The organism is Cupriavidus sp. 291-E7 (assembly GCF_057798835.1).
Genome location: NZ_JBYOJV010000025.1, coordinates 43,231 through 56,220 on the forward strand (window position 1 = coordinate 43,231; position 12,990 = coordinate 56,220).

The 12,990-nt window shown below is 62.5% G+C and carries 8 protein-coding genes; 2 read left to right on the forward strand and 6 right to left on the reverse strand.

Annotation, left to right across the window (positions count from 1 at the left end):
- Positions 1 to 79: 79 nt before the first annotated feature.
- Both AC3FLX_RS29525 and kdgD read right to left on the reverse strand, forming a co-directional pair.
- Positions 80 to 1,075 carry an isopenicillin N synthase family dioxygenase gene (locus AC3FLX_RS29525; protein ID WP_488700887.1) on the reverse strand — a complete coding sequence of 332 codons (996 nt, stop codon included), beginning with the start codon at positions 1,073 to 1,075 and terminating at the stop codon, positions 80 to 82.
- 350 nt (positions 1,076 to 1,425) lie between these two features.
- Positions 1,426 to 2,340, reverse strand: a complete 915-nt coding sequence (gene kdgD / locus AC3FLX_RS29530; RefSeq protein ID WP_215531104.1) for a 5-dehydro-4-deoxyglucarate dehydratase — start codon at positions 2,338 to 2,340, stop codon at positions 1,426 to 1,428.
- Positions 2,341 to 2,772: 432 nt separating this feature from the next.
- On the opposite strand from kdgD, the gene AC3FLX_RS29535 reads away from it, so the two are divergent.
- Entirely contained in the window at positions 2,773 to 4,140 is a 1,368-nt protein-coding gene (locus AC3FLX_RS29535; protein WP_488700888.1) for an MFS transporter, read from the forward strand.
- 16 nt (positions 4,141 to 4,156) lie between these two features.
- On the forward strand, positions 4,157 to 5,746 hold the full coding sequence (garD, locus tag AC3FLX_RS29540) for a galactarate dehydratase (RefSeq protein WP_488700889.1): 1,590 nt from the start codon (positions 4,157 to 4,159) through the stop codon (positions 5,744 to 5,746).
- A 210-nt stretch (positions 5,747 to 5,956) separates the two neighbouring features.
- Here the strand turns inward: garD and AC3FLX_RS29545 are convergent, their stop codons facing one another.
- The 4 genes from AC3FLX_RS29545 to AC3FLX_RS29560 all read right to left on the reverse strand — a co-directional run bounded on the left by AC3FLX_RS29545 (position 5,957) and on the right by AC3FLX_RS29560 (position 12,788).
- Positions 5,957 to 8,401, reverse strand: coding sequence for a TonB-dependent receptor (locus AC3FLX_RS29545; protein ID WP_488700905.1), 2,445 nt, complete (start codon positions 8,399 to 8,401; stop codon positions 5,957 to 5,959).
- A gap of 178 nt (positions 8,402 to 8,579) precedes the next feature.
- The gene (locus AC3FLX_RS29550) at positions 8,580 to 9,629 is read right to left on the reverse strand and encodes a FecR family protein (protein ID WP_488700890.1); all 1,050 of its coding nucleotides are present in this window, start codon (positions 9,627 to 9,629) and stop codon (positions 8,580 to 8,582) included.
- Positions 9,630 to 9,713: 84 nt separating this feature from the next.
- Positions 9,714 to 10,214, reverse strand: coding sequence for an RNA polymerase sigma factor (locus AC3FLX_RS29555; protein ID WP_488700891.1), 501 nt, complete (start codon positions 10,212 to 10,214; stop codon positions 9,714 to 9,716).
- Between the two features lie 351 nt (positions 10,215 to 10,565).
- On the reverse strand, positions 10,566 to 12,788 hold the full coding sequence (locus AC3FLX_RS29560; protein WP_488700892.1) for a TonB-dependent receptor: 2,223 nt from the start codon (positions 12,786 to 12,788) through the stop codon (positions 10,566 to 10,568).
- Between the last annotated feature and the right edge of the window lie 202 nt (positions 12,789 to 12,990).

Sequence of the window (12,990 nt, forward strand, 5' to 3'; positions counted from 1 at the left end):
GCACGTCAAGGAATGTTTCCAGTTAAGCAAATCCGTTTTCCGTGGTGGAGTGGCGCGCGCGTGTCTGCCTCCGGTGCGCTTATCTGTACGCGCTGAAATTCGCGGCTACCCGCTGCCTCAGGAAATCCCCCGCGGTGATCGGTGGATGCTGCTTTGCAGGTCCTTCGATGAGGGTGTTGCGGTTGGCCTGGCAGAAAAACGCCAGGCTATAGCGCGGCCCCATGTACTCACCCGGTACAGGATTGCGCACCCGGTGGAAGTTCGATGGCAGTTGATCGTCGCTCCAGCGCATCAGCATGTCCCCGATGTTGCACGTGATGACGTCCTCGTCCGGCGGAATCGGTGTCCATGCCTGGGCATCCATCTCCTTGCCGGGACACACCTGCAGTCCGCCCTGTCCCTGGCGCTGGAACAGCAGCGTCAGGCAATCGAAGTCGGTATGCGCGCCGGCGCGCCAGAGGTCGAGCTTGTCCTGCGCCTCGGGTGGAATCGCGTAGTAGTGCAGCAGGCGCAGCGTGCTTTGATAGTCGGGCGCGGCCGGGTCATGGGCGCGGGTGAAGAAGTCGGCATCGAAGCCGAGCTTGCTGGCAAAGCAGGACAGCACCTTCATGCCCACGTCCCAGCATTGCCGCTCGAACGCGAGCATCGTTTCGCGGAACGCCGGCAATTCGGTGTCGGTGGGCCAGAGTGCCGCCATATGGGGGCGCGTGATTTGGTACGACTCCTTCTGGTCGGGTGTGCCGGTGGACGGGCGTACCTGCGCGCGGGTTTCCCAACCGGCATTGTTGGCTTTCTGCAGCGGATAGCGGGCTTTCACCGATTCGGGCAGTGCGAAGAACCGCTCGGTCATCGCAAACGCCTCGCGCACGGCGGTCAGGTCGATACCGTGGTGTTCGAGCTGGAAGAAGCCGATGCCGCTGGCGGCTTGCCACAGTTGATCGGCGATTTCGGCTTTGCGCTGGTCAAACCGGGAGAGATCGATGCGGCGTATCTCGCGCGTGTCGGTCTCGGTGCCGTGGGCACCCATGCGCGATTCGCGCGCCAGTTCGTGCAGGAGCAGGGTAGTGTCGGTCATGTCGTTCCGGGTTCAGGAGAGGTTGAACGGGTCCGGCCGGACCACGGAACGCCAGATGCATGGGAGGGTTTCCCGGCTCTCGACCTCCGCGGCGGATGCGGACATCAAGAGCAATTTCCTGCCGCCTGCCCGTTCCATGCGGAACGCGGAAAGGACGGTTGAACGCTTCTACTCTTCGGGACTGGGCAATGCAGATTTCGGGCCAGCCATTGCGAGGTGGAATCCCGATGGGTTCACCACGATGGCGCGTGCGACGGCCCAATACCGTGCGCGGGTGTGTGCGCCGGTGCAAAAAAAAGAGCCGACAGTGTCGGCTCTTAACGCTTCAACTCAATACAGTCTGCTGAGGCTTACTGCGGTCCCAGCTTCTTGATCAGGGCGTCCAGCTTGGCAACTTCTTCTTCGGTCAGATCGGTCAGCGGCGCGCGCACCGGGCCTGCATCGTGGCCAACCAGCTTGGCGCCGGCCTTCACGATCGACACGGCGTAGCCGTGCTTGCGGTTGCGGATGTCCAGGTACGGCAGGAAGAAGTCGTCGATCAGGCGGCCGATCGTGGCGTGGTCGTCGGCGGCCACGGCACGGTAGAAGTCCATCGCGGTCTTCGGGATGAAGTTGAACACGGCCGACGAGTACACGGGCACGCCCAGCGCCTTGTAGGCAGCGGCGTAGACTTCGGCGGTGGGCAGGCCGCCCAGGTAGGCCAGGCGGTCGCCCAGCTTGCGGCGCACGCGCACCATCGCCTCGATGTCACCCACGCCGTCCTTGAAGCCGATCAGGTTCGGGCACTTGTCCACGACCTTGGCCAGCAGATCGGCACCGATGCGCGAGTTGGCGCGGTTGTACACGATCACGCCGCACTTGGTGGCCTTGCAAACCTCTTCGATGTGGTTGGCAATGCCGTCTTCGCTGGCTTCGGTCAGGTAGTGCGGCATCAGCAGGATGCCGTGGGCGCCCAGGCGCTCGGCTTCCTTTGCGTATTCGATGGCCACGCGGGTCGGGCCGCCGGCGCCGGCCAGGATGGGCACCTTGCCACGGCAGGTTTCCACCGCGGTGCGGATTACGTTCGAATAGTCCTGCTGCGTCAGCGAGAAGAACTCGCCCGTGCCGCCAGCGGCAAACAGGGCCGATGCACCATACGGAGCCAGCCATTCCAGGCGCTCGATATAGGTGTCGGCGCGGAAGTTGCCTTGCGCGTCGAAATCGGTGACGGGGAACGAGAGCAGGCCTTCCGAGATAATCTGCTTAAGTTCTTGCGGTGTAGTCATGTCGCTCTTCCTGATCGCCACATGGCGAATGATGGTTTAGGTGTGGAACTAGGCCGGTTTGTACCTCGTTCCATCGTTGTGGATGTTTCGAGATAAGTCATCGTACAACTAACAGCTTGACCATGCAAGCGGTATGGAGAAAACCGAGGGAAAACCCCGGTTTGGTGGACCGGATCAGGTGACATCGGGGCCGGTTTCGATAGCCGCGGGCGGGGCGGGCCAGCCGGGGCAGATCGCCGCGAACCCGCAAGCCAATTGAAAGGGAAGGGAAAAACCTGTGCACCGCGACACCGCGAAATGCACCAGGTCAGGGTAAACGCGCACTGCGGTGGACGGAACCCCGTCTCTATAATTCCGGTCGTACGACGACATATCACAAGCCGGTCCCGACGCATTCCCGCATCCAGGTCTACCGGCTGTGAGGAGACCCAGATGAACGCAACACCCACTACAAGCGCTGCCGCCGCATCCGGCGCCCGCCGCACCAACGTCCGCTACTGGATCCTCGCCCTGATCTTTATCGTGACGACGATCAATTACGCCGATCGTGCCACGCTGTCGATCACCGGCCCTGCCATGCGCGAGGAGTTCGGCTTCTCGGCCGTGCAGATGGGCTATATCTTCTCCGCCTTCAGCTGGGCCTATGTGATGGCACAGATTCCGGGCGGCTGGCTGCTCGACCGTTTTGGCGCGCGCCGCATCTATGCTTTCAGCATTTTCCTGTGGTCGTTCTTCACGCTGCTGCAAGGCTGGATTGGCGTGTTCGCCACCATCGGCCAGGCCATCACCGTGCTGTTCGCGCTGCGCTTTGCAGTGGGCCTGGCCGAGTCGCCGGCCTTTCCGGCCAACGCGAAGGTCGTGGCCAGCTGGTTCCCGACCGCCGAACGCGGCACGGCATCGGCCATTTTCAACGCCGCGCAGTATTTTGCCGCCGTGGTGTTCACGCCGCTGATGGCCTGGATCGTCCATAGCTGGGGCTGGCACCACGTCTATCTGTGGATGGGCATCATGGGCATGCTGCTGGCGCTGGTCTGGCTCAAGGTCATGCGCAGCCCGGCCACGCATGCAGGCGTGAACAAGGCCGAGCTGGAACATATCGAGCAAGGCGGCGGCCTGATTCATATGGGCGAAGGCGAGGAAGCCAGGCAGGGCGGCAAGGCGGCGAATCCGGCCGGCTGGTTCTACGCCAAACAACTGCTGAGCAATCGCATGCTGGCTGGCGTGTACCTGGGCCAGTACTGCATCAACGTGCTGACGTATTTCTTCCTGACGTGGTTCCCGGTGTACCTGGTGCAGGCGCGCGGGATGTCGATCCTGAAGGCGGGTTTCGTGGCATCGCTGCCGGCCATCTGCGGTTTCCTGGGTGGTGTGCTGGGTGGCGTGATTTCGGACACGCTGCTGCGTCGCGGCCATTCGCTGACGCTGGCTCGCAAGGTGCCGATCGTGGCTGGCATGCTGCTGTCGGTGTCGATGATCGCGTGCAACTACGTCGATGCGGAATGGCTGGTGGTGGGCATCATGGCACTGGCGTTCTTCGGCAAGGGCATCGGCGCGCTGGGCTGGGCCGTGGTGGCCGATACGGCGCCCAAGGAAGTGATCGGCCTGGCCGGCAGCATTTTCAACACGTTCGGCAATATTGCCGGCATCGTGACGCCGATCGTGATCGGCTATATCCTGAGCGCCACGGGTTCGTTCAACGGCGCGCTGGTCTTTGTGGGCATCAATGCCCTGGTGACCGTGCTGAGCTACCTGGTGATCGTCAAGGACATTCGCCGCGTCGAACTGAAGCACCCCCAATAAAGAAGGAATCCCCATCATGTCGGACCTGTCGGTACAGAACGCCCAGGCTGCGGAGCAACGTCCGCCGCTGTACATCCGCATCCACGCCAATGACAACGTGGCCATCGTCGCCAACGACGGCGGCCTGGGGGCCGGCACGGTGTTTCCGTGCGGCCTGACCCTGGTGGAGCGCGTGCCGCAGGGCCACAAGGTGGCACTGGTGGACCTGAAGAAGGGTGACGCGGTGACGCGCTACAACGTGACCATCGGCTATGCGCTGCAGGACCTGCCGCGCGGCAGCTGGGTCAACGAGCGCGTGATCGAGATGCCGGTGGCCCCTGGCCTGACCGACCTGCCGATCAGCACGCGCCTGCCGGAACCGCTGCCGCCGCTGGACGGCTACACGTTCGAGGGTTTCCGCAATCCGGACGGCTCGGTGGGTACGCGCAACATCCTGGCCATCACCCAGACCGTGCAGTGCGTGGCCGGAGTGGTCGATCACGCGGTCAGGCGCATCAAGGCGGAACTGCTGCCCCGGTATCCCAATGTCGATGACGTGATTGGCCTGGAGCACACCTATGGCTGCGGCGTGGCCATCGACGCGCCCGATGCCGTGGTGCCGATCCGCACGCTGCGCAATATCGCGCTGAACCCGAACTTCGGTGGCACCGCGATGATGGTGAGCCTTGGCTGCGAGAAGCTGCAGCCGGACCGCCTGATGCCGCCGGGCACGATCCCGATCCAGACCGGCGCCGGCGAAGTGCAGGTGGGCGTGGTCTGCCTGCAGGACGACAAGCACGTGGGTTTTGGCTCGATGATCGACTCGATCATGGAAATGGCCATCCCGCATCTGGAAAAACTGAACGCCCGCAAGCGCGAGACCGTGCCCGTGTCGGAACTGGTGGTCGGCGTGCAATGCGGTGGCAGCGATGCGTTCTCGGGCGTGACGGCCAACCCGGCCGTCGGCTACGCCACGGACCTGCTGGTGCGCGCAGGCGCCACGGTGATGTTCTCCGAGGTGACCGAAGTGCGCGATGGCATCGACCAGCTCACCTCGCGCGCCGCCACCCCGGAAGTGGCGGAGGCGATGATCCGCGAGATGGACTGGTACGACAAATATCTGGATCGCGGCCGCGTGGACCGCAGCGCCAACACGACGCCGGGCAACAAGAAGGGCGGCCTGTCGAACATCGTGGAAAAGGCGATGGGTTCGATCGTGAAGTCGGGCAGCGCCCCGATCTCTGGCGTGGTGTCGCCGGGCGAACGTGTGAAGACCAAGGGCCTGATCTACGCGGCCACGCCCGCCAGCGATTTCATTTGCGGCACGCTGCAACTGGCGGCCGGCATGAATCTGCACATCTTTACCACGGGCCGCGGCACGCCGTACGGCCTGGCCGAAGTGCCGGTGATCAAGGTGGCCACGCGCAGCGACCTCGCGCGCCGCTGGCATGACCTGATGGACGTCAACGCCGGCCGCATCGCCACCGGCGAAGCCACGATCGAGGACGTGGGCTGGGAACTGTTCCGCCTGATGATCGACGTGGCCAGCGGCCGCAAGAAGACCTGGGCCGAGCACCACGGGCTGCACAACTCGCTTGCGCTGTTCAATCCGGCGCCGGTGACCTGATGGGTTGATGGTCAGGTTTTGCGTTGCTGCTGCTGTTGTCAATGTAAGTAATTCGCTGGGCGATTCAGCTGTTTTGCTTTGCTGCGTCGCGTCCAGCGAATGACTTTATCTGGTCGGCCAAAGCGCGCGACGTAGATTTTCGATCACGCCCGGTGATCGACGATCTTCCTCCCTTATCTTGAGGAAGATCTCGGCACACTTGTTCCGTTGCTACCAGCGATGCTGATACATGGCCGTCAGAGTGATGCCGGCCGCCGGCAGATGGCTTGTGTTGTTGCTGTTGCGCAGAAGCTGGCTGTATAGCGGGTAGTAGTAGCGGTTCAGAAGGTTCTGGATACCAACAGTGACGGTGTCTTTCTTCGTGACCTGGTAGCTGCTGATAAGGTCCAGTGTCGTGTAACTTGCGACATCGCGGCGCCCAAAGCTATCCGCGCCGTTCAGGCGGTAGTCGTGCGCTGCGAAGAACGTAGCCTGGAGCCGGTTGTTCCATTGCGGAACTGGGCGAAACTGCACGTAGCCGGTGAGCTTTAACGGCGGAATGCGATAGCCGGTCAACTGCTGGTCGCTCATGCCCTGAGGCGTTTCACGGCCGCGCATCCAGGTAATCGTGCCACCCGTGCCCCAGCGTTCGTCATTCGAAAGATAGTCTGCTGCCGCTTCCACCCCGAAAATCTTCTCGGCAGTACGGGTGAGAATCAACCCATTGTTAAAGCTCTGCACGTCACCGAGGTCCGAGGTCGTGTAGAAAATGGCCAACGAACCCAGCGTATTGCCAAAGCCCCCGCGCCAGCCGAGTTCGTAGTTGTTCGTCTTGACGGGTTTCAGGTCTGACGATCCGATATCGAAGCCGGCCCGCGCGTTTCGCACCTGCAGGCCGATGTCGGGGAGGTTGAAGCCTTGGCTGAACGATGCGTAGAACTCATGATTCTTGACCGGCTTGTAGGCCACGCCGATGTTGCCAAGGACCGCACTGTAGTCCACCGATCCGCCTTTGACCGTTGCGGGATTGGCGACACGTGATTGCGAAAGGGGGACAAAGTCGTCGAAGCTTGCCCGCGCGTACTGATAGCGAAGGCCGCCTTCAGTGGACCATTGCTCGTTGAACTTGTGCTGGAGCTGCGCGAAGCCACCGATGCTGCGGGTGGTAATCGGCGGCATATACGTCAGCGTGCCAATCTTGTTGAAGACGCGTCCGCCGCTGGCGTCGTATGCGGCGGGATTGAAGATGTCGATGGGCATGTCGCTTCGTTCCTGCTCGAAGTCCATACCCCAGATGACACGCGTCGTCTTGGCCGCCCCGATTGGCGTCTTGATGGTCAGGCGACTGCCAAAGACCTCCGAGTTCTGGGTGGCCTGGTCGACATTGCCACCGCGGGTCGCGACGGCTCGCGCGTCGAACGGTGTGAAACGCGTGAAATAGTCGCGGTAATAAAACTGCGCCGAAACCAGGCTGCCAAGCAGGTCGCGGTGCTCGTATTCCAGGTTGACGAGCGTGTTGCGAATCTGGTTCTGGTCAGCCAGTTGCAGACCGTCGATGGCACGCGCAGGCACGCTTCCCGCCGGCAGTTTCGCAACGCTTGGGTCCGAGGCCCAACGCGTGTCCTGGCTGGCGTTGAAGTGACTTACCGCTAGCTGGACGCGTTGGTCCGGTGCAAAGCGCAGGCCAAGCTTGCCGCCAACGTTGTAGTTGTTCGAATCGAAGAGATCGCCCTGACTGGGTTCCGGCGCAATGCGTTGCCCTTTGGCATCGTAGGCGTTGCCAATATGACGGCCTCCCACGTCAAAGGCGTAGTCGACAATGTCGGCGCTGCCCGAGAAATGCTGCTGGACGTTGGCGCTTAACCCATCCGCGCGTAGGCGTGTGAGCGGGGTGCTCATCGATACCGTCGTGTCGGCGTTGAATTCGCCACCCGCCGGGCGCGTCGTAATGGAGACAATACCCCCAGTCGCGCCGCCGCCGTAGATTGCGCTACTTCCGCGCAGAACTTCAACGCGCTCGACCAGCGCCGGGTCGATGTTCGCCAGGTTGCGGGCGGAGTCACGATTGGTATTGAGAGGAATGCCATCCAGCAGGACGAGCATCCCCCGGCCGCGAAGCGTCTGGCCGAAATCCGTGACGGTATGACTGGAGTCCGCCATGCCGGGGATGACTTTGGCCAGGACGGTTGCCAGACTGTCCGATCCGGTTTTGAGTTCTTCCAGTTCGGCGCGCTCGATGATCGTGGACTGGCGCGTCGGGCGTACCAGGTCGCTTGAGGTTCGTGACGCCGTCACTTCGACAGGCGCGAGCGTTGCCACGGCTTCGCGACCTGGACTCGCCACGATTGCCTCGGCTGCGGCCGGCGGCGTCGCGGAACGCGAATCTGCCGTCGGTTGAAGCACGAAGCCCTGGTTGCCATTACGTTGGTAGCGGAGATTGCTCCCCTTGAGCAGTGTGTCCAATGCCTGCTCGGGCGGCATGTTGCCGTGCACCGCTGGAGCCCGCTTGCCCGCGACCAGTGCCGGGGAGAAGAATAGTTGCAGGGATGTCTGTCGGCCAAGTTGCAACAGCGCGTCGGATAGCGGTTGCGCCTCGATGTGGACGGTGACTGGCGTGCCGCCGCCAGACTGCGCTGCAGCGGGCAAGGCCGCAATGCTTGCCAGGAGAGCTGCCATCAAGGTAGCCGTCGACCCAAACCGTCCAATGCTGCGGGCCGATCGCGTCGTCCGGCCTCTCGAAGTTTCAAAGTACTGTGTCACGTCAGGTTTCTTCTAGGATTTTTGCTGGATGGAGCGCCTGCCAGAGGCAGACAATCGATCGGGAAGACGTAATCCAAAGAAGAAACCTGAATCCTTAGCGCAAAAATACTTCGGCGCTGCCGTCAGGTAACTGGCGGACGCCAACTGGAAGCATCTGTGGCAACGCGGCCAGGAGACCGTCGGTGTCGTCCGAGCTGAAGACACTGCTCACGCGCAACGCGCCCGCGGCACCATCGGCAACCCGTACTGGCTGGCGCCGGTAACGCGAGACTTCCACCACGACATTTGCCAATGGCGCATCGTTGAACACCAGTTTGCCGGTTCTCCATGCCAGGGCGGCGGCCAAGTCCACGGGAGAGGGGGACGCGACCGCGCCACGACCGTCCACGGTAGTACCGAGGCCAGCTGACAAGCGCGAAGACTGGTCGTCGCCAAGGCCTTGCACGATAACGGAGCCGGACTCGACGGCGACGTCAGTCCGAGAGGCGCTGCGGCGAACATCGAAGCGCGTGCCAGTCACGGTGATCTTGCCTGTGCCGGCCTGAATCACGAACGGCCGGGAAGCATCGTGCGCGACTTCAAACATGGCTTCGCCATCGAGTAGATCCACGGACCGCTCACCCGTGGCGGCAATCCGTACCACCATGCGAGTCCGGGTATTGAGCTGCACGCTGGAGCCGTCCGGCAGGCGTAACGTCTTGCGCTCGCCGGGCTCAGTGCGATATTCGCTGCCACCAATAGTGTTGACCGGCCCGGCGTTGGAGGCCAGTTGGGTCGAGGCGTCATGCTGGTGCCAGCCGAGCCATGCCAGGCCGAGCGCCAGTGCCGCCGTGGCCGTGTAGAGGGCGGCGCGCAAAGAGGGCGACCGGCGGGCCGAACTTTGGCTGGGTGGGCGAACGTCCGAGGCCGGATGCCATTCTGCTTCCGTGGTTTCCGGGCCGGCTGCAAGGTGCCGCAGTCTGGCGGGATCGATTGCGCCTGCAGCGGTCCAGATGCGCTGTAGTGCGGCATACTCGGCCCGATGCTCGGGGCTCTCCGCGAGCCAGATCGACAGCGCTTGTTGTTGCTCCGGACTGAAATCCGGGTCCCTTGCCTGCGAGAACCAGCGTGCTGCCGTCGTGCGAAGATCGTCTGGAGCGCTCATGCAGTCAACAGCGTTGGGTTATTGCGTTCGCGTCTGTCAGGGCAGGCGTCGCACGGAAGTGGGAAAGCGGACATCGTGGGGCCATCAATGAGGTGCGAGCGGACCCAATCGGTCTCGCAAGTGACGCATCGCGCGAATCATATACTTCTCGACCATGTTCTTCGAGATGTCCAAGCGTTCCGCGATTTGCTGCTGCGAGCATCCATCCAGTCGCTGCCAGACAAATACTTGGCGGCACTTCAACGGTAATTCGGCCAGAGCGGCCTCGATTTTGCCAGCTAGTTGTACGGCGTGCAGGTCTGCCTCGGGGTTGCCGGTCTCAGCGTGAAATGACTCGACGTTGTCGAGCGGTACCTGTTCCCAGGAGCCTTGCTTTCGCAGGGAGTCCACAGCGATATTGCGGGCCGTTTGGTGCAAATAGGCTCGAGGCTGATCTGGAGTGGTGCCTGCTTCAAGAACACGCAAGACTGCTTCTTGCGACAAGTCCTCGGCCTCATGGCGGTTGCTTAGTTTGCGCGTCCAGGTCCCGAGCAGTTCCTGGTAATGTGCATACAATCCAAGCGCACGTAGGGGCGACGAAGACATGACCTAGAGCGCTTTGGAGGTGGCTGGTGTCAGCCCGAGGTTGCACGACGATTGATGCGCCGACGCTTTCTCAAAGGTCCACGTACGCATAGCTTCCATTGCTCTATTGCCGCCCCATGTCTCTCGTCGCAAATGGGACGTATTATCATCTGCGTGGGAGGGAAGGTCAAATCGGCCAGGCCCTTAACGCATGTCCCAGGCGGCCCCTTGCTGCGTCCGGAACCCTCCTTCTGAACTCAAGGGAGCAGTCGGGAGTCTGGCGCCGCATCGCGGTGCAAAAGGCGGGGTAGGTAGAAAAAACGGCGCAATCACTGCGCCGTCTTGCTTTGGGCCGATACGCGTACTCGCGTATTACATATGGATGTTCAGCGTCATCACGGCCGAGCGTCCCGGTGCCCAGGTGGCATAGATCGGATAGGCCGACGAGTAGTACTTCTTGTCGAAGATGTTCTGCACGTTGAGCTGCAGGTCCATCGTCTTGTTCAGGCGGTAGGTAGCTACCGCATCGAAGCGTGCATATCCTGGCGTCCACTTGCGCGACGTGGCGGCCACGGACGCATACGTGAGGCTAGAGAACGTGGCACCGCCACCAATCGACAGTTGCGGCAGCACATCGTAGTACGTCCAGAGCGTCAGGTTGTGCTTGGGCACCATGACCATCGGCAGGCCCGAAGCCGTCGGGTTGGCCGGACCGGCGTCGGTGGTGATCGCATCCAGGTACGAATAGCCGCCGAACACGCGCCACTTGTTCGTGATGTTGCCGGCCACGCCCAGTTCGGCGCCGCGCACGCGCTGGCTGCCGGCGTTGACGATGCCGCCCAGGCCATCGCTCACGCGGGCATTGGTCTTGTCGGTCTGGAACACGGCCGATGTCAGTGACAGGCGTTGGTCGAGCACATCCCACTTGGCGCCGACTTCGATATTGCGACTGCGTTCCGGCGACAGGTTCTGGTTGGTCGCGGTGATCTGGTCCGTGCCGCCGCCGAGGCCGCTGTTGGCGCCAGGCGGATTTGCCGAAGTGCCATACGACGCGTACAGGCTGACCGTCTGCACCGGCTTGAAGACCAGGCCCAACTGGTAGCTGAACAGGTTCGACGTGTTGTTCAGATCCGGCGCACCGGCTTGCGTGGCCGACACATCGAAGCGATCGAAGCGCGTGCCGGCGTTGAACAGCCACTTGTCGCTGAGCTTGACGCTGTCGAACAGGTAGGCCGATGCCACGTTGGTGTGGGTATGCGTCGGCGCGCCGGGGAAGCCCTTGTCGCCATTCAGCACGGCGCTGCCGGTCCACGGTGCATCGGAATTCCAGGCGCCGATGGCGGTGCAGTTGTAGGCCACGGTGCAGGGGCCGCCCGAGCGGATGTTGTTACCCGCGCTATCGCTGACCAGATAGCCCTCGTAGAGGCTACGTTCCCAGCTGAATTCCAGGCCCGCGGTCAGCGTGTGCTGCATGCCCCAGAGCGTGGTCTTGCCCGAGACTTCGGTCTGGTTCGACACGCTGTTGGTGGCGTACTTCCCGCTCTTGGCCTGCAGTTGCAGGATGTTCGACGTGGCGTTCAGGAACTGCGGGTTGGTGGCGATGTAGTCCAGCGTGGATCGGCCGAACATCGTCGTATTGCGCAGCTTCCAGTCCTCGGTCAGCTTGTGTTCGACGCGGATCTCGGCCGTGTCGGTCTGGCCGCGTCGATAGTCGCGGTTGTTCAGGCCGTAGAACTGCGAGCGCTGGATGCCGCTGTTGGCGCCCGGCGTGCCGCCCGTCGAACGGAACGGCACGCTGAAGTCCGGCATGTCATACGAGTTCAGGTGGTAGTAGCTGACATAGACCGTGGTCGGCGTGTTCAGGCCAAAGGCCACCGACGGCGACACGCCCCAGCGTTTGCTGTAGACGTCATTGCGCCCCGGCTGGTTGGCGTCGAAGCCCATCAGGTTCAGGCGTACGGCGGTCTCGTCGTTGATGCGGCGGTTCATGTCCACCGTGGCGCGCTTGTACGACTCCGTGCCCAGGCCCAGGCTGGCGTTGGTGAAGTCGTCCAGGCGCGGCATCTTGGTCACGATGTCGATGCTGCCACCCACCGCGCCACGGCCGGCGTAGACCGAATCCGGGCCCTTGATGACGCTGATCTGCTCCACGGCGAACGTTTCGCGGTTCTGCACGCCGGAGTCGCGCATGCCATCCACGAAGATCGAATTGCGCGATTCGAAGCCCCGGATCACGGGACGGTCCGCCGACGGGTTGGCCGCCGCATCGCCGCCCAGGAAGGTCACGCCCGGCACGGTTTTCAGGGCATCGGCCAGCGTCGTGGCGTTGGTCTGCTTGATGACCTCTTCCGGGATGACCGTCACCGAACGCGGGGTGTCGAGCAGCGGGGCGACGAACTTGTAGGACGGCAGCGACTTGGTCTGCATCGGCGAATCGGCCGAGACCACCGCGGTCGGCAGGATTGCTTCAGACGGCTTGGCGGCCGGATCCGAGGCGGTCTGTGCGGTGGCGATAACGGGAAGGGCGAGGCCGGTGCAGGACAAGGCGCACGCATACGCGATGGCGCGCATGCGCGATTGGGTGGGAGCAAACATCGTGGAAATACAGAAGAGAAGTGACTTAAAAGCTATGCCTTCTATCCATCGAGCCGTCGGCGTCGACCGCCTGCGTCACGATAGTGAGAATGCTTATTATTAACGACCGCGATGTTAGTCCTCCGTCGCAATCATGTAAACAGATCCTTCAAAATCTGTTTCGGATGAAGGGCTGCTCTCGTGGCCTCGCGGGTCGAGGCAT